Origin of the sequence: Streptomyces sp. NPDC051776 (assembly GCF_040681345.1) — a bacterium.
Classification (GTDB): Bacteria; Actinomycetota; Actinomycetes; order Streptomycetales; family Streptomycetaceae; genus Streptomyces.
Window position 1 is genome coordinate 113,214 of the sequence record NZ_JBFAYQ010000009.1, and the last position, 22,281, is coordinate 135,494.

The window sequence follows — 22,281 nt, forward strand, 5'->3', positions numbered from 1 at the left end:
ACTGTACTCCATGACTCGTCCCCACCACCGCGTCGGTGAGATGGCCTGGAACGCCTGGGGCGACCCCGGGCAGGCGCGCACTCTCAACGACTCCGTACGCCAGTTGATAACCCAGGCGCTCAGCGTCACGACCGAGGCCCAGGCCCCCGTACCGGAGGCCGGACTCGTCCTCGAGCCCAGCGCTCTGCCCGACGCCGCCCGCGCGGCCCTCGTCACCGTCGTCGGCTCCGAGCACGTGCTCACCGATGCCCGGACGCGCGTCCTGCGCAGCGGCGGCAAGAGCACCCCCGACCTGCTCCGCCGCCGAGCCGGAGACGTCGCCTCCGCGCCCGACGCCGTCGTACGGCCGGGCACCCACCAGGAGGTGGAGGAGGTGCTCGCTGCCTGCGCATGGCACCGGGTGGCCGTCGTGCCGTTCGGCGGCGGCACCAGCGTGGTCGGCGGGGTCGAGCCGCTCCGCGGGGAGTTCGGCTCCCTGGTCAGCCTGGACCTGCGGCGGCTGGACCGTCTGGTCGAGCTCGACACCGAGTCGGGGACCGCAACCCTGGAAGCGGGTCTGCGCACCCCGGAGGCCGAAGAGCTGCTGAACGCCGAGGGGTTCACGCTCGGCCACTTCCCGCAGAGCTACGAGTTCGCCACCATCGGCGGGTATGCCGCGACCCGTTCCTCCGGCCAGGCGTCCGCCGGCTACGGGCGCTTCGACGACATGGTGACCGGGCTGCGGGTGGCCACCCCGCGCGGCACCCTGGATCTCGGGCGCGCCCCCGCGTCCGCCGCCGGGCCCGACCTCCGTCAGCTCTTCCTCGGCTCCGAGGGCACGTTCGGCGTCATCACCGAGGTGACGGTGCGTGTGCGCAGGGTCCCGGAGGAACGCCGCGACGACGCCTGGTCGTTCCCCGACTTCGCCCGTGGCGTCGCGGCTGTCCGCGCACTCGCCCAGTCCGGCGCGCTGCCCACCTCGATCCGTGTCTCGGACGAGACCGAAACCTTCGTCAACGCCGCCGTCGCCGGAGCCTCCGCACCCGCGGGCTGTCTGGCCGTCGTCGGCTACGAGGGCACCGAGGAGCGGATCGCCGAACGCCGTGCCGCGGTCGACGCCGTCCTCCGTGAACACGATGCCACTCCACTCAGCGGTGACACCGCCGGTGACTGGCGCCGTTCCCGCTTCTCCGGCCCGTACCTGCGGGACGCGCTGCTGGACACCGGCATCCTCACCGAGACCCTGGAGACCGCGGCGATCTGGTCCGGTCTCGCCCCGCTGCGCGAGCGCGTGACGGCCGCCCTCACCGAGAGCCTGGGTGCGGACGGTCCGGCCCCGGTGGTCTTCTGCCACCTCTCCCACGCCTACCCGGCAGGCGCCTCGCTCTACTTCACCGTGGCCACGGACGCCGGGGCCGAACCGGAGGAGCGGTGGCGGGCCGCCAAGCGGAGCGCGAGCGACGCCATCGCCGCGAGCGGGGCCACGATCACCCACCATCACGCGGTGGGCGTCGACCACGCCCCGTGGATGGAGGCGGAGATCGGTCCGCTCGGCGTGGAGGTGCTGACGGCGGTCAAGAAGGCCGTGGACCCGCTCGGCATCCTCAACCCCGGCAAGCTCATCCCCACGCCGTCATGACCGGACGTCGCGCCGCGGTGCTGGTCAACCCGGCCGCGGGACGAGGAGCCGCCCGACGGGCCGCTGACGAGGCCGTACGGGTGCTGGGCTCGGCCGGCTGGCAGGCGTGGGTCGTCACCGGGACGGATGCGGACGACTCCCGTGCGCGGGCACGGGAGTGCGTGGCGTCCGGAGTCGATGTGCTCGCCGTCGCCGGCGGCGACGGCATGGTCAGCATCGGCCTGCAGACGGTGGCCGGCAGCGACACCCCGCTGGCCGTCATCCCGGCGGGCACCGGCAACGACTTCGCCCGGTCCCTGGGCATCCCGCGCGACGACGCCCCGTCGGCGGCGCGGGTGATCGCGGAGGGTGCCCGCCGGTACGTCGATCTGGGTCGGTGCGGGGACCGCTGGTTCGGGACGGTGCTGACCTCGGGCTTCGACTCGCTCGTCACCCACCGCGCCAACTCCATGTCCTGGCCGCGCGGCCGGGCCCGCTACAACCTGGCGATCCTCGCCGAGCTGGCCAAGCTGCGGCCGCTGCCGTTCTCCCTGCGGCTGGACGGCCTGGCCGTGCAGCTGGACGCCACGTTGGTGGCCGTCGGGAACGCCCCGTACTACGGAGGCGGGATGAAGATGTGCCCCGAAGCGGACCTCGGCAGCGGGCAGTTGGCGATCACCGTCGTCGAGGCGGTGGGGCGGACGGAGCTGGTCAAGGTCTTCCCCCGCGTCTACAAGGGCGCGCACACCGCACACCCCCGGGTGCGGACGTACACTGCCCGCACGGTGGAGATCGACTCGCCGGGCGTCTTCGGCTACGCCGACGGGGAGTTCGTGGGCAACCTGCCGGCACGGGTGAGCTGTGTCCCCCGGGCGGTCGCGGTGATGGTCCCGGGGTAGGCGGTCTCGTTCGGGTCCTCTGACCGTTCGTCCGTGACGTCGCGCGGCGGTCAGAGGCCGGCGAGCAGGCCGTCCAGTGGGGCGGGTACGTCGTCGGGGTCGAGGGCCTCGACGAGGACGCGGCCGTAGTGGATCTTCCGCCCCTTCTTCGTGCCGAGGAAGCGCCGCAACTGCTGCTGTGAGGTGCGGCCCTGCTGCGCGGGCTGGCGCAGGAAGGTCTGCAGCGCGCGCAGGTCGCCCTCCGCGCGGACGAGTTCCTCCACGCGCGACACTCCCAGCGCGCGGATGAGCTCGTCCTCCAGATCCGCCGCACAGACGAAGAACCCCTGCTGTCCTGCACCGGCCCGCTCCAGGCCGCGGGCGTAATGGCGACGCTCCGCCTCGTCGCACAGTCCCGTGAGGCGGAGGCCCAGGCCGGGTGGCCCGAGGAGGTGCGCGAAGCGCCCGACGCTCATTGCGCCGCCCATCGGCAGGACGCAGACCCCTTCGGCCTCCAGGTTCCGGTCGCGGCGCGCGGCCAGCGCGCTGACCGCTGCGACGTCGCTGGGCCCTTCGAGCAGGACGGCTGCCCGGACGGGCAGCCGCGCGGCCAGCTCGCGCGCGGAGCCGCCGGGGCCACCGGACGCCCATGCGGTGACCGCCTCCCGGAAGGACCCCATGTCAGCCATGGGGACGAGTCTCCGCCCTTGACGGCAGTGACGGTAGGGAATTTCCGCCGGCGCGTCGATCGGCGGTGAGCGGTCGGCGCCCGACGGTGCGCCTTTCCCGTGCGGCTGCCTGCGGCCTCAACTCCGGGGACTGCGGCCCCTGCTGAGCACGTCGAATTACCCACTCCTCCGCGGGGGCCTTACGCCTCCCGGGCCTGCAGCGGCGCGGCGACGTCGAGCCGGGCGGGTCGTGCGGGGCGCTGTGGGCGGTGGGGGAGGCGGTGGGGACGGCCACGACACCGGCGAGCGGTTGGTCACCTGGCCGCTCATCAACGGCCTCCGTCGTCAACCGCCTCCGTCGTCAACCGCCTCCGTCGTCAACCGCCTCCGTCGTCAACGGCCTCATTCGTCACCCGGCCGTTCGTCACCGGGCTCTTCGTCACCCGGCCGTTCGTCACCCGGCAGTTAGTCACCGGGCTCTTTCGTCACCCGGCAGTTAGTCACCCGGCCGTTCGTCACCCGGCCGTTCGTCACCGGGCTCTTTCGTCACCGGGCTCTTTCGTCACCCGCCAGTCAGTCACCCGGCCGTTCGTCACCGGCGAGTTCGCGCAGGATGTCGACGAGCGCCGCCACCGTCGGCCGGGACTCGGCCGAAGCGCGTACCACGACGACGATGTGCCGCTCGAAATCCTCCCGCAGCGGCACCACGTCGAAGGCCGACGCACGCAGCCGCAGCATCAGCTCCGTCACCGTGGAGACACCGATGCCCGCCTCGATCAGCGCCAGCGTGGCCGCCGTATCCGTCACCACATGCCGTACATCGGGCTCGAAGCCGGCGCGCCGGCAAGCGGTCCGCACCGCCCGCCCGTAGTAGCTGTCGGCCGCCGGAAGGATCCAGCCGAGGTCGCGGGTGTCGGCGAGCCCGACCGGGCCGGGGCCGGGCATCGTCCCGGTCGGTACGGCCAGCGAGAACCGCTCGCGGTAGAGGCGGCGCAGCCGCAGCGCCGGGTCGCGGGGGATGGGGACGTCCGGGTAGTCCAGCCCGAGCGCGAGGTCGACGGCCCCGGCGGCAACCGCGTCGAAGACCTCGTCGACGTCCATGTCCTGGCTGTGCACGCTCAGGGCCGGGTGCTGTTCGCGGACCCGGCGGAGCGCCAGCGGCAGGATCTCCGCCGCGGCGGTCGCGAACAGCCCCACGTGCAGCACGCCCGCGATCTCGCCCCGCGCCCGCTCCATCGCCTCGACGGCCTCGGCCTCGGTGGCCAGGATCCGCTCGGCGTGCGCGGCGAGCGTGGCCCCGGCGTCCGTCAGCTCCACCCGCCGGCCCACCTTGCGCAGCAGCCGCATCCCCGTCGACTTCTCCAGCGCCGCGATCTGCTGTGAGACGCCGCCGGGGGTGTAGCCGAGGGCATGGGCCACGGCGGTGATGGTGCCCCGGCGGGGCAGCTCGACCAGCGAACGCAACTGCGCGCTCGTCCACTCCATACAGCCACGCTAATAGGTCGAGTGGAATAACTGTTCATGGACGTCAATGGTCGGAGGGGTACACGATGGCCCGGAGCCGCTGAGCAGCAACCTCTCCCGTCCTGCCGGCCCCGCGCCGCACTCCGCGGGTCCCGGCCCGTACCGCCGGCGAGCCCGGCACGTACTCATGCGAGCTGCCCCCCGCGCCCCGCGGGCCCCGGCCCGGCGGGCCACCAGGCCACAGAGAGGGATCGGTCTTGTCCATCTCATCCACGCCCGGCCCGCTCCCCGGAACCGCCGAGGTGGTGATCGTCGGTGGGGGCGTCATGGGCACCAGCATCGCCTTCCACCTCGCCGAAGCAGGGATCACCGACATCGTCGTCGTCGAGCGGGGAGCGCTGGGCAGCGGAAGCTCCGGCAAGCCCATCGGCGGCGTCCGCGCACAGTTCTCCGACCCGCTCAACATCGAGATCGGCGACCGGAGCCTGCGCGCCTACCGCGACTTCCCCCGGCGCCCCGGCGCGAACATCATCCTCGACACCGTCGGCTATCTGTTCCTGCTCACCACCGAGCGGCAGGCCGCCGACTTCGGGATCAGCGTCGGCATCCAGAACGAACTCGGCGTCCCCAGCCGCATGATCGGCCCCGCCGACGCGCGGCGCCTGTGCCCGTACGTGAGCACCGACGGCCTGCTCGCCGGCGCCTGGTCCCCGGCCGACGGCCACGCCCGCCCCGGGCTGGTCGTCCAGGGGTACGCCGGGGCGGCTGCCGAGGCCGGCGTCGTGATCGCCCCGCACACCACCGTCACCGGCATGGACACCACCGGCGAGCGCGTCACGGCCGTGCACACCAGCCGCGGAACCGTCCGCTGCTCCACCGTCGTCTGCGCGGCCGGGGCGTGGTCGGCCGGGGTCGGCCGGATGGCGGGGGTCGAGATGCCGGTCCGCCCCGTACGGCGCCAGCTCGCCTTCAGCGTCCCGTTCGACCCGCCGGCCCCCCGCATCCCCTTCACTATCGACTTCTCCTCCAGCGCGTACTTCCACAACAGCGACGACGGTCTGCTGTTCGGGCTCGCCGACCCGGACGAGGAGGAGGGGTTCGACACCACCTGGACGCCCGAATGGATGGAGCTGTTCCGCGCCGCGGCCCGCCGCCGCGCGCCCGCACTGGCGGACGTGGAGATCTCCGGCGGATGGGCCGGACTCTACGAGGTGACCCCCGATCACAACGCGCTCATCGGACGCGCCCGTTCACCGGAGAACTTCCTCTACGCCACCGGCTTCTCCGGCCACGGCTTCCTGCAGGCCCCGGCCGTCGGGGAGATCGTGCGCGATCTGCATCTGGACCGAACGCCGGTCGTGGACGTCACCCCGCTCGCCGTCGACCGGTTCACCCCCAGTGCCGATATCCGTCCCGAGGCCCACATCGTCTGAGCCGTACCGACCGAAAGGCAGAGACCAGCCCATGTTCAGCCAGTGGCAACTGCGCGCGGCGTTCGCGTTCCGGCTCTCCGAGATGTACGGACGGGAGGTGCCCGCATACACGACGCTCGTCGACGTCTCCCGCGAGGTCAACGAGGACGTGCTGCGCGCCGAGGGCGCAGGCGCCGAACGCCTCGGCTCCATCAGCCGCGTCACCGCCGAGCGCCACGGCGCCATCCGGGTCGGCACCCCGGACGAACTGAACCAGGTCGCCCGGATCTTCGGGGCGCTGGGCATGCGCCCGGTCGGGTTCTACGACCTGCGCGAGGCCGCCGCCAGCGCCGTGCCAGTGGTCTCCACCGCCTTCCGCCCGGTCGATGCCGACGAGCTGGCCCGCAACCCGTTCCGCGTCTTCACCTCCATGCTCACCCCCGCCGACCCCCGGTTCTTCGACACCGAACTGCGCAAGCGCCTGGAGCGGTTCCTCGCCGAACGGCAGCTCTTCCCGCCCGAACTGCTCGCCCTCGCCGACCGCGCCGAGGCCGAGGGCGAGCTGCCCGACGTCGAGGCCGAGTGCTTCCTCCACCTCGCCGTTCAGGCCTTCGAACTGTCCACGGAGCCGCTGGACCAGGGCTGGTACGAGACCCTGGAGCGGGTCTCCGCCGTCGCCGCGGACATCGGCGGCGTTCGCAGCACCCACATCAACCACCTCACTCCGCGCGTCCTCGACATCGACGAGCTGTACCGCCGGATGACCGAACGCGGCATCACGATGATCGACACCATCCAGGGGCCGCCCCGCTGGAGCGGCCCCGACATCCTGCTGCGCCAGACCTCTTTCCGCGCCCTGGCCGAACCCCGCCCCATGCGCACCGCGGACGGCCGCGTGATCAGCGGGGCGCTGCGAGTGCGCTTCGGCGAGGTCGAGGCCCGCGGCATCGCCCTCACCCGGCGCGGCAGGGTGCTCTACGACGACCTGCTGACCCGTATCGACGACCGGGCGGCGAAGGACGGCGGGGACCGCCAGGAGATCGCCCGCGCCTTGTGGGAGGAGAACCTTCCCGCCACCGAACGCGAACTGGCCGCATCCGGCCAGGCGTTCTTCACGTACCACGCGGTGCCCGGCCGTCCCGGGGACGGCAGCCGCCCTCCCGCCGACCTGGCCGGCCTCCTCGACCAGGGCTGGGCCGAGGCACGGCCCATCGTCTACGAGGACTTCCTGCCGCGGTCGGCCGCCGGGATCTTCCAGTCCAACCTCAGCGACCAGGGCTCGCGCAACGACAGCCTGTCCGCGGTCCGCTACGACAGCGACTGGCTCTCCGGAGCCGTCGGTCGCGAGGTGCTCGACCCCTTCTCCCTGTACGAGCGGCAGCAGAACCGGTCTCTGGAACAGCTGGCCCGGGAACTGGACATGCCGGGCCCACCCACGGCCTGACGCCGTCCGCCCACCCGTCCACACCCAACGGAACCCGAAAGGACCCCGAATGACCGCCACAGACGTCACCCTCCCGACCACCGAGGACCTGCGCGAGCGGGCACGCACCGCCCTGCGGCGCGTGGGCGCGGAGGCCCCCGAGGGGAGCGACTTCGCGGCGCGGACGCCGATCACCGGCGAGGACCTCTTCGGTCTGCGGGCCACCACGTCCACCGAGGCGGACGAGGCGGTCCGGGCGGCCGCCGAGGCGTTCCGCACCTGGCGCGTCACCCCGGCTCCCCGCCGCGGTGAACTGGTACGGCGCCTGGGCGAGTTGCTGCGCGAGCACAAGAGGGACCTCGCCGACCTCATCACCGTCGAGGCGGGCAAGATCAGGTCGGAGGCGCTCGGCGAGGTCCAGGAGATGATCGACATCTGCGACTTCGCCGTGGGCCTCTCCCGCCAGCTCTACGGGCGCACCATCGCGTCCGAGCGCCCGGGCCACCGCCTCGCCGAGACCTGGCACCCGCTCGGCGTCGTCGGCGTGATCTCCGCGTTCAACTTCCCCGCCGCGGTGTGGTCGTGGAACACCGCGGTCGCCCTGGTCTGCGGCGACACCGTGGTCTGGAAGCCCTCCGAGCTGACCCCGCTGACCTCCCTCGCCTCAAGTCGGCTGCTGGCCCGCGCTGCCCACGACGTCGGCGCTCCCGCGGACGTGCACGCCCTGCTGCTGGGCGACCGGGATCTGGGCGAACGGCTCGTCGACGACCGCCGTGTGGCGCTCGTCAGTGCGACCGGGTCGACCCGGATGGGGCGCGAGGTCGGGCCGCGCGTCGCGGCCCGCTTCGGGCGCGGCCTGCTCGAACTCGGCGGGAACAACGCCGCGGTGGTCGCCCCTTCCGCGGACCTCGACCTCGCGGTCCAGGGCATCGTGTTCGCCGCGGCGGGCACCGCCGGCCAGCGCTGCACGACGCTGCGGCGCCTCATCGTCCACCGCGATATCGCCGACACCCTGGTGGACCGGCTCACCACCGCGTACCGCAAACTCCCGATCGGCGACCCCTTCGAGGAGAGCACCCTGGTCGGGCCGCTCATCTCCGAGGGGGCGCAGGAGGCCATGGAGGACGCGCTGACCCGGGCCCGGGCCGAGGGCGGCACGGTCCTCGCCGGCGGCGGCCGGCGCCCGTCCGGTACGGCACCGCGTGCCGCATACGTCGAGCCCGCCGTCGTCCGGATGGAGCAGCAGACCGCCGTCGTCCGTGAGGAAACCTTCGCGCCCATCCTCTACGTCCTGACCTACGACACCCTTCAGGAGGCCATTGACCTGCACAACGACGTGCCCCAGGGGCTCTCGTCCAGCATCTTCACCCGCGACCAGCAGGAGGCCGAGCGGTTCCTGTCCGCGGAGGGCTCGGACTGCGGCATCGTGAACGTGAACATCGGCACCTCGGGTGCCGAGATCGGCGGGGCCTTCGGCGGCGAGAAGGAGACCGGCGGGGGACGCGAGTCCGGGTCCGACTCCTGGCGTGCGTACATGCGCCCGGCGACCAACACCATCAACTACTCGAGCGAGTTGGCACTCGCGCAGAATGTCAGCTTCCTCTGACCGCCTCCGGCGACCGCCCGGCCGCCCCGGCTCGGAACAGCCCCCCGGCGGGGGCGGTCGCACGGAGGGCCCGGGCGGCCGCGGAGGGGCCGTACGGTCTCCGGACCCCCGCGGCGCAACCCGTCCGGTCCAGGAGATGCAATCTGGCAGGGCCGGGGTGAAAATAGGAAGATGGCTGCCTTGTACACACCTTCTCGTGGTCGGCAGCCGGGCCCGAGCGACCCGGCCCGAGCCGCGCTGTTCCGCCACCGCCGCCGGACGGTCACCGGCAGCGCGAGGCGCTGCTCCGCCGCCGGAGCCCCGGACACCGTCCCCGCACACATCGAGGTCTGACGCCGTGGACACCTGGGCGACATGGACGACGGCCGGCGTGATCGCCGGGCGGGGCGGAGTGCTGACCGAAGAGGTCGGAACGATCACCGGTGACCTCACCGTGCACACGACATGGCTGGAAGGGGAGGCGGCGGTCGCGGTCCAGTACACCGGGGCGGAGGACTGGTACACCGTGGCGGGCAGCCCGGTTCCGGCCGAGACCGAGACGACCGGCCGGGCCGTGCACCAAAGAGCCGTCGAGACGGTCAGGTCCGGGCAGGCGGCACGTCTGTCGTCCGTCGACGACTAGGCACTTGCGTCAGTGGCGGCTTCGTCGGTGGCGGCGAAGCTCGGGTCCAGTCCTCGTGCGCCGCGGAGGACTCCGGATTCTCCGACCCGTCGTCTTCCAGGGCCGCACCAGCACGAGGGCAGCGCAGGACGCGGGGCGGGTCCGCTCGGTGATCCGAACGCATGCCCCTGGGCCCCCGGCGCATCAACACGGCCGCGAAAGACCGCCGTTTCGAAGGAAGCGGCGGTCTTTCGCGTACCGGCCGCGGTGAGGCGATGAGCCCCTCCTCGGCGGGGCCGGCACCGGCCTCGGGGCCGTCCCGCCGGAGCCGCGACGGCGGGGGGCCGGTCGCGTGCGGCGGGGGACGCGGCATTGCGCCGGCGGTCGAACACGGTGACGCCGTATCGGGGATTCGGCCCGCTGAGCCGGACTAGGTGATTCCCCAGGGCCGACAGGATCAGAATTGTCACCGTTGTCCTCTCTGGATGAGCCGGGGCTTTCGGATCGGGCCCGGCCCCTCCTTCTTCACCGTGTCGCCGTGCCACCGGGCGTGAATCCTCTTCGCGCGCAACCACCTGGTCTCCCTCGGCAGGAATTCGCTCAGGAGGTATCACCGTGCACGATGTTCACGTCGATTCCTTCGCCTACTCGCTCGGTGAGCAGAAGATCCACGTGGCCGACTCGGCCGCGGCCGGGAAGTTGCGGTCGGAGGCCGAGGACCTGGAATCGGCCGGTTTCCGGTGGCACCACGTCTGTGAGCCCGAAACCAGTCCGTACGAACTGGCCAGGGGAGCGACCGAGCAGCTTGCACGGGCCGGGCGGCTGGACGATATCGATGCGATCGTCTACGCGACGTGCATTCCCCTCAATGCAAACATCGGCGATTCCGCCGCATGGGAGCGCACCCGGGACGTCAAGCACCTGATGGATTTCCCGGCCGGCCGGCTGCAGGCCGACTTCCGTCTGGACGACGCCGTCGTCATGGGGCTGACGCAGCAGGCGTGCACGGCGATGCCCGGTTCGATTCGGCTGGCCGGGGCGATGCTCTTGTCCGAGCCTGCCTGGCGAAGTGTGCTGTGCGTGACGGCGGACCGCTTTCCGCCCGGGGCGCTCTACGAGCAGGCGTACAACCTCATTTCCGACGGCGGTGCGGCCTGTGTCGTCAGCCGCCGCAGGTCGGGTTTCCGGCTTCTCGCCTCCCACCAGATCACCAACGGGGCGCTGGGGCAGGCGAGCGACGACGAGACGGTGGGGGCCTACTTCTCCTACACGCACCGTGTGTTCACCGAGGCCGTCGCCCGCGCGGGGCTGACCCCCGCGGACATCGACTGGGTGGTGCCGCAGAACACCAGCGGCAAGGCGTGGCAGATCCTGTGCCGGGTGCTCGGGGTGCCGTTCGAGCGGGTGTGGTGCCCCTCGATGCCGGATGTCGGGCACGTCATCTCGGCCGACAACGTCGTCAATCTGGTGCAGCTCGTTGAGTCCGGGCGGCTGCGCCCGGGGCAGCTCCTGGCCGTGGTGATGGCGGGCTTCGGCCTCAACTGGCAGTGCCTCGTTCTCGAGGCGGTGGGTTCATGACACCCTCCCGCTCCCGCCTGAGCGAGGCGATTGCGTCGATGCACGAAACCACCGCAAGGCTCGCGCATCTCTCGCAGCGCTCGTACCAGAATCCGTATACGGCGGTGGAATGGCCGGCTGCGGTGGATCCCGAGCGGGAGTGGTTCGGTTCGCCGGAACTGCTGAGCCTCTACGGGACGCCCGTATGGGAACAGCTCGACGAACCGACGCGGCGCCGGCTGGCGTTTTACGAAGCGGCCAACTTCTTCAGTCTGAACATTCACGGTGAGAAGAGCTTGATGCAGGGGCTGGCCGCTCGTCTCTACCGCCGGGATCTGGCCGACGTCGCCGACTATCTGCACAACTTCCTCGACGAGGAGAACAAGCACAGCATCTTCTTCGGCGGATTCTGCACGCGATACGCCAGGGTCTATCCCAGCCGCCAGATCTGGATGGAGCATTCCCGCCCCCGCGATGTGGAGGATTTCCTCTTCTTCGCCAGGACAATGATCTTCGAGGAGATCGTCGACCGTTACAACTGGATCCAGGGCCGGGACGAGCGGGTGCATCCCGTGGCGCGGTTCATCAACAACAACCACCACGTCGAGGAGTCACGGCACCTCGTCTTCGGACGGAGCATCGTTCAGGCGCTGTGGGATGCCTGCGCGGACGGTTGGGACGCGGACGTGACCGCCGATGTCCGGGGCCACCTGACGGATTTCCTCGTGGCGAGCTGGCGCGAGTACTACAACCCGGACGTCTATGCCGACGCGGGTCTCGACCGGCCGTGGCAACTCGCCGACGAGGCGTGGGCGGCGCCCGCGCAGCGGGAGCACCGGCGGAGGGTGTCCGCGAAGTGCGTGCGGTATCTGGTGTCCACCGGGATTCTCACCGAGGAGCCTCATGCCCCCTTCTGAACGGGAGATCCGGGAAACGCTGCGCTCCTGGGTGCTCGGCAAGGCGAAGGATCTCGACGGCGGGTCCCTGACGGACACCACGCCTCTCTTCGAACGGCGCCATCTGCGTTCCCTGCACGTGCCCGAACTGCTACTGCTTCTCGAGCGATTGCGCGGTGAACCGATCGACGTCGAGGACATGCGCGCCGGGGACTTCCGTGACATCGACACCCTCGTACGGCGCTTCGTCCGCTCCCGGGCACCGTCATGAGCGCGACAACGGTTCCGGATCGGTACGCGATGCTCACCGGTCTCGGCCTGTGCTGGCATCCCTCCGGGCAGGCCGGGTTGCGCGGTCCGCTGCTCGCGCTGGCGGAGGACTGTGACCGGGCCTTCCAGCGGCTGGCCGGGATCTGGCGGGCCCAGGAGGAGCGACATCCGGCGTCGCTCCCGGCCGAACGCCTCCAGCGGGTGGACTACCTCAACTCCTTTCCTCACCAGGCGACTTTCCCGGTCCGGATGGACCCCGGGCATCTCGACGGCTTCCTGGAGAGCGAGATGCTCGGGGAGGCCGGAGAGGTGCGGCTCGGGCGGCTCGCTCCGGTCTCCGACGTGCTCACCCCGGCCGCCTGCTACCACCTGTTCAGCAGCCACCAGGACGAAAGGCTCGCCGCTCCGCTCCATCTGACTACCCGCAACACCTGTTTCCGCCAGGAGACCGCGTACGTGCCGCTCCGGCGGCAGTGGAGCTTTTCCATGAGGGAAATCGTCTGCATCGGAAGCGCCCAGGAGAGCGCCGCCTTCCTGGAGAAGGCCGCGACGGTCCTCTCCGCCTTCCTTTCGGCGATGGAGCTGCCGGCCGAATTCCTCCCCGCCACAGACCCGTTCTTCCGGCCACTGCAGAATCCCAAGTTCCTCATGCAGCGGCTCCAGCCGACCAAGCACGAGGCCACCTACGGCGGCGATCTGGCCATCGCCTCGCTGAACCTCCACCACGACCACTTCGGAACGGCCTTCGGCATCGTCCGTGACGGCCGGCCGGCCCATACGGCCTGCCTGGCCTTCGGCGTCGAGCGCTGGCTGTACGCGATCACCGACCGCCACGGCGCGGACCCCTCGTCCTGGCCGTGCCCCGGGGACGCGGCGGAGACGGTGCGAGGATCGCTGTGAGCCGCGCGACGCTGATCACGGGTGCCGACGGCTACCTCGGCCGCCGGGTGGCCGCCGCCCTGCTCGAGGCCTGCGAGGACGAGCTGATCCTGGCCGTCCGGGCGGAGCACGCCGGGGAGTTCGCGGACAAGCGTGCACGGCTCGCGGCCGAACTCGGCCCCGGGGCACGGGACCGTACGGCCTACGTGGTGGCGGACCTGCGGCGGGACGACCCCCTGTCGGACGTACCGCAGCGCACCGTCGGACGCATCGTGCACGCGGCAGCCGTGACGCGGTTCAACGTCGAGGCCGAGGTGGCGGGTAGCGTCAATGTGGAGGGCACCCGGCGCTTGTGCGCCTTCGCCGCCCGGTGCGAGAGCCTTGAGCGGATCGCGCTGCTCTCCACCCTCTACACCGCGGGCCGGCGCAAGGGGACGGTGGCCGAAGCGCGGCATACCGACAACGGCTTCGTCAACCACTACGAGTGGTCCAAGTGGGCTGCCGAGGAGCACGCTTTCTCCGCGGGTGACCTGCCGCTGTCGGTCCTGCGGCTGCCCACGGTGATCGCCGACGACGACAGCGGCACCGTGGTGCAGTACAACGCCTTCCACAACACGGTGAAGCTCTTCTTCTACGGCCTGCTCTCGCTGGTCCCCGGTGACCCATCGACACCGCTGAGCCTGGCCACGGCCGCCTTCACGGCATCGGCCGTCACCCATCTCCTGGATCCGGCCGGCCCTGAGGGGATCTACCACCTGTGTCCCGACCCGGCCGACACCCTGACGCTGGGCCGGCTGCTTGATGTCGTCTTCGACGTCTTCGAGCAGGACCCGGACTACCGCAGGCGCCACCTTCCGCGCCCCCTGCCGTGCGACCGGGACGGCTTCGAGGACCTGGTCGAGGCCGCCTCGCGGCTCCGCGGCGGTCCCATCGAGGAGTCGCTGGCCTCCCTGGCCCCCTTCGGCACTCAGCTGTATCTGGCCAAGACCTTCCGCAACGACGCTCTGCGCGCCGCCTGGCCCGGCTACGAGGCCCCCGACCCCGCCGGACTGGCCGAAGCCGTCACCCGCCATCTGGTCGCCACCCGTTGGGGCCGTCGGCCCTCAGCCCGCCGAACCGAGGAGGCCGTGTGACCAGAAGCGACGACGCCCCGGGCCCGGCACCGTCCGTCACCGAGAACGATCTGTGGCTGATGAGCTATTACCGCTCGTCCGAGATCAACGGCGCGCTCTTCTTCGGACGGGTGGCCCGGACGATCCGGGGACCACTCGTGGTGGACGTGACGCACCACTTCTCCGACGAGGCCAACCACGCCTCGTACTGGACGCAGTGCATCGACGCGCTGGATCTGCGTCCGATACGGCAGTCCCGCAGCTACCAGGACCGGTACATGGAAGCGGTGGGCGTGCCCGCCAACCTCATGGAGGTCATGGCGATCACCCAGGTCTTCGAGAAGCGCGTCATCGGCCAGTACCGCCTGCAGCAGCGCTACTCCGGCACCCACCCCCTGGTCCGCGGCACCATCGAGAAGATCATGCTGGACGAGCGCTGGCACGTGAAGTACGTACGGGAGGCGCTGGAGTCCATGGCGGGGGAGTACGGCCGGGACACGATCGAGCAGACGCTGACGCGCTACACCGCGGCGGACGAGGAGGTCTACGCCGCCACACTGGCCGAGTTCGGCGAGCGCATCGCCTTCCTCTCCGAGACCGACGCGAGACACCCGGGATGAGAGTGCCCGTCCTTGCCGTGAGGACCGACCGGCCGCTGGAGGAAGGCTCGTTGTCGCCGGGGGAACGCGGCCTGCTCGATGCCCTCCCCGCCGGCGCGCAGCGGCGCCGGCAGTGGCTGGTGGCCCGGCACGCGCTCCGTGTGCTGCTCGGCCTCCTCGGCCGGCCGCGGGATGTGAGCCGCTACGCGTTCCCGCATCCCGGGCTGTCCCTCACCCACACGGACCACGACGCCGTCGCCGCCGCCGCGTTCGGCCCTGTGACCCGGGGCGTGGGCGTCGACCTGGAGCCGGTCCGCACGGAGGCGAGGCTGTCGGCGGCCCGGTTCTTCCTGAGCGAACCGGAGCAGAACTGGCTGGCCGGCCTGACGCCCGATGTGAGGGCCGCGGAGTACGTACGGCTGTGGACGGTCAAGGAGGCCGTGTTCAAGTCCGACCCCGCCAACAGCGGGACCCTCCTGCGGGACTACCTGACGCTCGACCCGGCCGCGCGCGCCGGAATCGCCCGGCGCCCCGGCTCCGAACACCGCTTCGGCTACACCTGCGGCCTGCTCGGCCGGGGCCTGCACATGTCCGTGGCGGTCGCGCTGGACCGTGCCGGGGAACAGGGCGAACCACCGGAGGACGCCTACCACCTGAGGAGCGACATGCCTGCCACCTTCGACCTCGTGGCCGAGCGGATCAGCGAGACGCTGAGGACCCCGCGCGAGAAGCTCACCGAGGACACCACGCTCGACGAACTCGCGGCCGACAGCTTCATGCTGGTCGAAATGGCCGTGGATCTGCAGGAGGAGTTCGACTCCACCTTCAGCCAGGCGGACCTCCGGCAGGTCGTCACCCTCGGTCAGCTCGTCGATCTGCTGAACGCACCACCATCCGGCACCGCGGGAGGCATGGATGGCTGAACGGTCGGCCGCCGCGCTCCGCAGGTTCCGCAGGCAGCTGGTCATCGTATGGATCGTTGCGCTGGCCGCGGCGGGCTTCTCCGCACTGTCGCTTCCCGACCGGCTCAGCGGCGGCGGCTGGTACGTGCCCGGCTCCGAGTCCCGGCAGGCGGTCGCAGCGATGGAATCGGGCTTCGCCGGGCGGGGTGCCAGCAACATCCTTCTCGTCGTCCGCGACGGCCGACACGCCGCCGGCAGCGCGCAGTTCGGCAAGCGGGTCGGGGCGGTCATGCGGGAGGTCACGCGGGACAGGCGTCTGGAGAGCGTCGGCTCCTACGGCTGGAACACCCTCTCCGCGTCCGGCCGCGCCCGCTTCGTCGGCGAGGACCGCCACACCGCGGTGACCCTGGTCGGTCTCCGCCTGGACGACGGTACGGCCCGGCGCGTCCTGCCGGACGTCCAGGCCGCCGTCGCCGACCGGTACGCCGAGGACGGCCTGCGCGTCGCCCTGGTCAGCGCAGGATCGTTCTGGGGGGAGATCAACGCACTCAGCCAGAAGGGGCTCAGTACCGCCGAGTCGATCGCGTTCCCATTGATTCTGCTGATCCTTCTGTGGCTGTACCGGGGAGTCGTCGCCACGGTCACCTCGTTCGTGGTCAGCATGACCGCGCTGGTGCTCGCGTTCGGGGTGCTGTCCCTGATCGCCAGGGGCTTCGAGCTGTCGATCTTCGTGCAGAACGCCGCGCTCATGATCGGGCTCGGCGTCGGGATCGACTACGCGCTCTTCATCATCTCCCGCTTCCAGGAGGAGCTCCGGAAGGGCCGCGACCGTTTCGCCGCCCTGGAGACCACCCTGCGTACGAGCGGTGAGACGGTGGTCTTCTCCGGGCTGGTCATCGTGCTGTCCATGTCCAGCCTCTTCCTCGTCGACCTCAACGTCATCCGGTCCATCGCGCTGGGCATCGTCGTCGTGGTCGTCTTCGCCGTCCTGGCCAGCGTGGTCGTGCTCCCCGCCCTGCTGTACGTGCTCGGTGACCGCATCTTCAAAGGCACGGTCCGCCGGGCGCGGCGCGGCCGGCACGCCCGCCGTACCGAGGACGGGCGGTGGCACGACCTGGCCCACCGGGTCATGCGGCGCCCTGCGCTCTCCCTGATGGTCTCCGTCCTCGCCCTGGCGGCCCTCGCGGGGCCCGCCCTGAGCCTGCGCAGCTTCACTCCGGACGCGCGCATCCTGCCGCGGTCCTCACCGGTGCGCTGGGGTTTCGAGACGATGCGGGAGCAGTTCGGGCCCGGGACGGCGTCACCGATCCAGGTGGTGGTCCGGTCGCCTCGTCCCCTGGATTCCGGCGGTGGCCGCCAAGTCGCCGCTCTGGAGGGCAGGTTGGCCGGGCTCGACCATGTCCGGCGCGTCGACTCGCCGCTGGCCGCGCTCCGGGAGGCCCGGCCGGAACGGCCGTTCTCCGCGCTGACCGAACTGTCCCGCCTCCCCTCCGACGCGCGCCGGACGATCGACCGTTACGTCTCCACCGACCGGCGGACCGCGGTCCTCGAAGTCGTGGCGGACGACTTCGCGTCGAGCGAAAGCACCCGGCACCTGCTGACCCGGGTCCGCACCGAAGCACAGCGCCTCTCCGGCGGCGTACGTGCCGATGTCGGCGGCGAGACGGCGGAGGGTGTCGACGCCAACGCCGTGATCAGCGAAGGGCTGCCGGCCGTGGGCGCGCTCATGCTCCTCATGGTCTACCTGGTGCTGCTGGCGACCTTCCGGTCCGTCCTGCTGCCGGTCAAGGCCATCGTGATGAACCTGCTCTCGGTGGGCGCGACGTACGGCGTGCTCGTCCTGGTCTTCCAGCACGGGTTGGGACTCGGCCTGCTCGGCGGACACGACTTCGGATATCTGCAGAACTTCGTCCCCATCCTGCTCCTGGCCATCCTGGTCAGCCTCAGCACGGACTACGAGGTCTTCCTGCTGAACCGGGTCCGCGAGGGGTATCTGGCCGGCGAGGACAACACCGCCAGTGTCGCCCGGGGGGTGTCCAGGACGGCGCCGCTGATCACGGGTGCCGCGCTCCTGATGCTGGCCGTGTTCGGCGCCTTCACCTTCACCGGGATCATGCCGATCCAGCAACTCGGCTTCGGCCTGGCCGTCGGCATCCTGCTGGACGCCACCGTCGTACGGCTCATCGTCGTGCCCGCGTCGATGAAGCTGATGGGCCGCTGGAACTGGTGGATGCCGCGCCGCCGCCCGCCCTCACCGGTCCGGCATCCGGCCCCCCGGACGCCTGTGCCCGGCCCCGCGGCGGACCAGGCCCGGCGTCAGCAGCCCGGGCCCGCGCTCACGGGCGTGGCGATGACCCGCACATCCGACAGATAGGGGACCGATCCCATGACCGCGTCCGTGCTCCTGCTGCTCCTGATCAACTTCCTGGCCATCGGCGCGCTGCCGCGCGTCTTCTTCCGCAAGGACGGCTCGCTCAACGCCCGTTGGTGGATGACCGCCCTGCCGTTCTTCGGGGTACCGGTGTTCCTCGCCTTCGCCTTCGCCGCGCGGTGGGTACCGACCCTGCCCGGCGGCTGGACCCCCGTGCTGCAGCTGGTCGCGGTTCCGCTGAGCGCCTCCTCGATCGCCCTGACCTTCCTCACCGTGGGAACGCACCGCACACCGATCGCGCTGTGGCACCAGGAGAATGACGCCCCCGGAAGCATCGTCACCCACGGCGCGTACCGCTGGATCCGGCACCCCTTCTACGCGTCCTTCATCGCCGCTTTCCTCGCCGGCGCGGCCGCATTTCCGCATCCGGTGACGATCGGATGCCTCGCCTACGGGGTCATCGGTCTGGACATCACCGCAAGACGGGAGGAGAAGCGGCTCTCGGCCTCGGAGTTCGGGTCCGAGTACCGCCGCTACATGCAACGCACCGGGCGCTTCCTCCCGCGTCCGGGCGTCGGCTGAGACCGGGGGAGGCCCGAGATGTCCACGCTCACCGCATGGCTCACCGCACCCGCCCCCGAAACGGGTGTGCATCTGGCCGCCGACACCGAGGGCTGGCACTTCAGCGGCTATCCCGAACTGGCCTCCTCCTCCCGCAGGGTCGCCTCCGCACTCGCCGGCGCCGGGGTCCGCCCCGGGGACGCCGTCGCGCTGCTCCTGCCCACCGGATACCCGATGATCTCGGCCGTCTTCGGGGTGTTCGCTGCGGGAGGCGCCATCTGCCCGGTCGCCCCTCCGTCCTTCCGGACCGACGAGGACTACATCGCCCACGTCGCCTCGATCCTCGAACAGGCAGCGCCCGTCCTCACCGTCACCACCGACGAGTTCGCCCCCCTGGTCGCCGGGGCAATGGAACGGGCGGGCCGCCCCGGCGCACCGTGGCGTTTCAGAGAGGGACGGGACGAGCTGGAGCCCAGGGCCCCCGGCGACATCGCTCTCCTGCAGTTCACCTCGGGCTCCACCGGCGCACCCAGGGGCGTACGGGTCTCCTGGGACAACCTGCACGCCAACTTCCGGGTTCTGGAGCGGATTTCGGGCTGGCAGCCGGGGGACGGCGTGGCGTCCTGGCTACCCCTCCACCACGACATGGGGCTCATCGGCTGTTTCCTCTTCCCGGTCGCCCGCCAGGCCCCTCTGTGGCTCATGCGCCCCGAGCAGTTCATCAGGAGGCCGGAGCGGTGGCTCGGCTGTTTCACCCCGGGCAAGGCCGTCATCACCGCGTCGCCCTCCTTCGCCTTCGCCTACGCCGCGCGCCGCGTACGCCCCCAGTGGCTGGAGGGGGCGGACCTGTCACAGTGGCGCTCCGTCTGCGTGGGAGCGGAAACGACGGACGTGGCCGCACTGGAAGCGTTCGCCCGCCTGGCCGCCGGTACGGGACTGTCGGCACATACGTTCCAGCCGTCGTACGGCCTCGCCGAGAACACGCTGGCCGTGACCTCTCCACCGGTGGACCGCGTACCCCGGATCGTCCTCCCGGAGTGGAGCGGGATGCGGATGGGCGCGGAAGTCCCGATCGTCGGGGAGGCCCGACTCGGCGAGTGGCCCGGCGAGCACGGTCCTGGCTGGCTGATCGGCCACGGCCGCCCCCAGGAGCGGGACGGCATCAGGATCCGCGTCGTCGACGACGGGGGAGGGACGCTCCCCGACGGGCACCTCGGTGAAATCGCCGTCACCGGCAGCTCGGTCGCTGACGGATACCACGCCGGGCGGGAGGCCGGGTCCTCACGCTTCGTCGACGGCGAACTCCGCACCGGCGACGCGGGCTTCTTCCACCGGGACGACCTGTATGTACTGGGGCGTATGGGGGAGAGCCTGAAGCTTCGCGGCCGCCATGTGTACGTCGAGGACCTCGACATCAAGGTCGCCGCGACCGCCGGGCTGGCCAGGAGCCGTGTCCTGGTGGTGAGCACCGTCGACCGCGGCCGCGCCGGTGTCGTGGTCTTCGCCGAGACCCGGCCGGGCCGATGGGCGGACGACGTCGTCGGACTGCTCCGCACCGAACTCGGTCCCGAGCCATCGATCACCGTGGTCGCCGGCCGGCGCGGACTCATCAGCAAGACCTCGAGCGGCAAGCCACGCCGTCGGTGGATGTGGCAGCGCCTCCACCACGGGGAGCTCACCCACGCGCACGTGCAGGCCTACGGCCCGGGGTGACGTCCGGCGTCCTTCCCCCGGGACTGCCGACGGCTCTTCCGCGAAGGTTTCCCGCGCCCCACCGGTGACGGGGGCCCTGCGCGAACGCCGCACTCGTTCGGTACGGCAGCGCGAAAGGGGTGCGCTGCGCGGCCATTCGGCGCAGGGCGCGAGTGGCGGCCCGGGGCCGGGTCGCAGGCCCTCCTACGGTGCCGGGATGATCAACGCTTCCACACCTCCGGGCCAGGACCCGACCAGGCGTGTCGCTCTCCGGGGTCTCGTCGCGGGAGCGGGAACGGCCGCCGTCACAGCCGCGATCGGCGGTTCGGCGCTCGCCGCCCCCGTCCCCCGGCCCACGCCCCTCGCCGCCGGCCACTCGGCTCCGTCCAAGCCCGCCGACAACCCCACCCCCGGAGCGATGCAGCTCTTCGACGATCCCGGGTTCAACTTCACCGGCCTCTTTGCGCTCGGTGGAGCCGGGTACGGCGCCTCGCAGGTCGGTGAGGTCCTCACCGCGGTCAACGCCATCAACGCGGCGGGCCTGAGCAACCAGACGTACACCGACACCTTCCTCGCCTGGGGCGACCGGCTGGCCGATTCCGCGGCGGCGGCCGGCAGGAGCGGGCACCACGAGACGCAGCGGGCCCAGGCGCTCCGCGCGTCCCAGTACTACGCCCAGGCGCTGTTCTACGTCCTGGGCACCGACGACCCGGGCGCCGAGAAGAACGTCTACTGGGCGACCCGCGAGCAGTGGGACACCTTCACCCAGCACTGGAGCCCGGCCGCCGAGCAGGCGACCGTGAACTGGGGCAAGGTACCGATGCCTGTCTGGTTCTTCCGCCCCGACACCTCCGGCAGGCCCCGCCCCACGGTGATCCTCACCAATGGCAGCGACGGCCAGAACGTCGACATGTGGACCTACGGTGTCGCCGCCGCCATGGCGCGCGGCTGGAACGCGCTGGTCTACGACGGCCCGGGCCAGGGGCAGATGCTCTTCGTCAACGGGACGTTCTTCACCCCGCGTTGGGACCATGTGGTGAAGCCGCTGGTCAACTGGTTGAGCAAGCGCAGCGATGTCGACCACAAGCGCATCGCCCTCACGGGGCTGAGCATGGGCGGTGACCTCGTCGGCCAGGCTGCTGCCTTCGAGCACCGCATCGCCGCGCTGGTCAGCATGCCGGGCTGCCTTTCCCCGTGGCTGGCCTTCCCGCCCGAGGCCCGGAGCGTCCTCAAGCCGACCAAGGAGGAGACCAACCGGTACTGGAACGAGGAGATCGTCCCGACGCTCACCCCCGAGATGGCCTTCCTCCTCAAGAAGCGGTTCCAGCCGTTCGACCCCGCGGTGATGCGCGCGGCACGGCAGGGCCGCATCTTCACCGACTTCTGGACTCCCGCCCAGAGGGTCATCGCGCTCGACATCACCAAGGTCGTACCGCAGATCCAGTGCCCGACACTGGTCCTGGACTACGACGACGAGCAGTTCTACCCGGGCCAGCCGAAGGCGATGTACAAGCTGCTCCGCTCGCCGAAGAAGTACATCAAGCTCACCCGCGCACAGGGGGCACAGCTCCACTGCTCGCCGATGGCGCCGCAGACGCACTGCGAGACGGTCTTCGACTGGCTGGAACGCACCCTGCACGTCTGACATCCGCGGCCGGCGCCGTGCCGACCGGGAATTGGGCCGTCCCCTGAACCGGGGACGGCCCAACTCCTTTCCAGAGCATGGGACTTCCGGCGGGCACCACCACAACCGCCCCCAGTCGTACCGCTGGTGACGGTCCGCTCCGGTGTCG

The 22,281-nt window shown here is 71.2% G+C and carries 20 protein-coding genes; 18 read left to right on the forward strand and 2 right to left on the reverse strand.

From position 1 onward, the window contains the following. The first annotated feature begins 10 nt into the window (after positions 1–10). The gene (locus AB0M26_RS10255) at positions 11–1,618 is read left to right on the forward strand and encodes an FAD-binding oxidoreductase (protein ID WP_365257580.1); all 1,608 of its coding nucleotides are present in this window, start codon (positions 11–13) and stop codon (positions 1,616–1,618) included. After that, on the forward strand, positions 1,615–2,496 hold the full coding sequence (locus AB0M26_RS10260; protein ID WP_365257582.1) for a diacylglycerol kinase: 882 nt from the start codon (positions 1,615–1,617) through the stop codon (positions 2,494–2,496). The genes AB0M26_RS10255 and AB0M26_RS10260 overlap by 4 nt, the downstream gene beginning before the upstream one ends. Before the next feature lie 50 nt (positions 2,497–2,546). Here AB0M26_RS10260 and AB0M26_RS10265 read toward each other — a convergent pair whose 3' ends face one another. Continuing rightward, complete coding sequence (locus AB0M26_RS10265; protein WP_365257585.1) at positions 2,547–3,164, reverse strand: TOPRIM nucleotidyl transferase/hydrolase domain-containing protein; 618 nt, start codon at positions 3,162–3,164, stop codon at positions 2,547–2,549. Positions 3,165–3,716: 552 nt separating this feature from the next. Further along, positions 3,717–4,628, reverse strand: coding sequence for a LysR substrate-binding domain-containing protein (locus AB0M26_RS10270; RefSeq protein WP_365257588.1), 912 nt, complete (start codon positions 4,626–4,628; stop codon positions 3,717–3,719). A 242-nt stretch (positions 4,629–4,870) separates the two neighbouring features. On the opposite strand from AB0M26_RS10270, the gene AB0M26_RS10275 reads away from it, so the two are divergent. The 16 genes from AB0M26_RS10275 to AB0M26_RS10350 all read left to right on the forward strand — a co-directional run bounded on the left by AB0M26_RS10275 (position 4,871) and on the right by AB0M26_RS10350 (position 22,133). Continuing rightward, positions 4,871–6,040: an FAD-binding oxidoreductase gene (locus AB0M26_RS10275; protein WP_365257747.1), complete on the forward strand. Its 1,170-nt coding sequence runs from the start codon at positions 4,871–4,873 to the stop codon at positions 6,038–6,040. Positions 6,041–6,071: 31 nt separating this feature from the next. Next, the gene (locus AB0M26_RS10280; RefSeq protein ID WP_365257591.1) at positions 6,072–7,463 is read left to right on the forward strand and encodes a VOC family protein; all 1,392 of its coding nucleotides are present in this window, start codon (positions 6,072–6,074) and stop codon (positions 7,461–7,463) included. Positions 7,464–7,512: 49 nt separating this feature from the next. Continuing rightward, the gene (locus AB0M26_RS10285; protein WP_365257594.1) at positions 7,513–9,048 is read left to right on the forward strand and encodes an aldehyde dehydrogenase family protein; all 1,536 of its coding nucleotides are present in this window, start codon (positions 7,513–7,515) and stop codon (positions 9,046–9,048) included. Between the two features lie 171 nt (positions 9,049–9,219). Then, on the forward strand, positions 9,220–9,381 hold the full coding sequence (locus AB0M26_RS10290; protein WP_365257597.1) for a hypothetical protein: 162 nt from the start codon (positions 9,220–9,222) through the stop codon (positions 9,379–9,381). 4 nt (positions 9,382–9,385) lie between these two features. Beyond that, positions 9,386–9,670 carry a hypothetical protein gene (locus AB0M26_RS10295; RefSeq protein ID WP_365257600.1) on the forward strand — a complete coding sequence of 95 codons (285 nt, stop codon included), beginning with the start codon at positions 9,386–9,388 and terminating at the stop codon, positions 9,668–9,670. 594 nt (positions 9,671–10,264) lie between these two features. Then, complete coding sequence (locus AB0M26_RS10300; protein WP_365257603.1) at positions 10,265–11,227, forward strand: 3-oxoacyl-[acyl-carrier-protein] synthase III C-terminal domain-containing protein; 963 nt, start codon at positions 10,265–10,267, stop codon at positions 11,225–11,227. Then, positions 11,224–12,123 (forward strand): diiron oxygenase, encoded by a 900-nt coding sequence (locus tag AB0M26_RS10305; RefSeq protein WP_365257606.1) that lies wholly within the window; start codon positions 11,224–11,226, stop codon positions 12,121–12,123. Before AB0M26_RS10300 ends, AB0M26_RS10305 begins: the two co-directional genes overlap by 4 nt. Continuing rightward, positions 12,110–12,373: a hypothetical protein gene (locus tag AB0M26_RS10310; protein WP_365257609.1), complete on the forward strand. Its 264-nt coding sequence runs from the start codon at positions 12,110–12,112 to the stop codon at positions 12,371–12,373. The genes AB0M26_RS10305 and AB0M26_RS10310 overlap by 14 nt, the downstream gene beginning before the upstream one ends. Next, complete coding sequence (locus tag AB0M26_RS10315; protein ID WP_365257612.1) at positions 12,370–13,272, forward strand: hypothetical protein; 903 nt, start codon at positions 12,370–12,372, stop codon at positions 13,270–13,272. Before AB0M26_RS10310 ends, AB0M26_RS10315 begins: the two co-directional genes overlap by 4 nt. Next, positions 13,269–14,384, forward strand: coding sequence for an SDR family oxidoreductase (locus AB0M26_RS10320; protein WP_365257615.1), 1,116 nt, complete (start codon positions 13,269–13,271; stop codon positions 14,382–14,384). The genes AB0M26_RS10315 and AB0M26_RS10320 overlap by 4 nt, the downstream gene beginning before the upstream one ends. Next, positions 14,381–14,983 (forward strand): ferritin-like domain-containing protein, encoded by a 603-nt coding sequence (locus AB0M26_RS10325; RefSeq protein WP_365257618.1) that lies wholly within the window; start codon positions 14,381–14,383, stop codon positions 14,981–14,983. Before AB0M26_RS10320 ends, AB0M26_RS10325 begins: the two co-directional genes overlap by 4 nt. Beyond that, positions 14,980–15,885, forward strand: coding sequence for a 4'-phosphopantetheinyl transferase superfamily protein (locus AB0M26_RS10330; protein ID WP_365257621.1), 906 nt, complete (start codon positions 14,980–14,982; stop codon positions 15,883–15,885). Before AB0M26_RS10325 ends, AB0M26_RS10330 begins: the two co-directional genes overlap by 4 nt. Then, positions 15,878–18,238, forward strand: coding sequence for an MMPL family transporter (locus tag AB0M26_RS10335; protein ID WP_365257624.1), 2,361 nt, complete (start codon positions 15,878–15,880; stop codon positions 18,236–18,238). The genes AB0M26_RS10330 and AB0M26_RS10335 overlap by 8 nt, the downstream gene beginning before the upstream one ends. A 12-nt stretch (positions 18,239–18,250) precedes the next feature. Continuing rightward, a complete protein-coding gene (locus tag AB0M26_RS10340; RefSeq protein WP_365257627.1) occupies positions 18,251–18,817 on the forward strand; it encodes an isoprenylcysteine carboxylmethyltransferase family protein in 567 nt (188 codons plus the stop codon). An 18-nt stretch (positions 18,818–18,835) separates the two neighbouring features. Then, positions 18,836–20,509, forward strand: coding sequence for an AMP-binding protein (locus AB0M26_RS10345; RefSeq protein ID WP_365257630.1), 1,674 nt, complete (start codon positions 18,836–18,838; stop codon positions 20,507–20,509). Positions 20,510–20,705: 196 nt separating this feature from the next. Continuing rightward, a complete protein-coding gene (locus AB0M26_RS10350; RefSeq protein WP_365257633.1) occupies positions 20,706–22,133 on the forward strand; it encodes an alpha/beta hydrolase in 1,428 nt (475 codons plus the stop codon). The last annotated feature ends 148 nt before the right edge of the window (positions 22,134–22,281 follow it).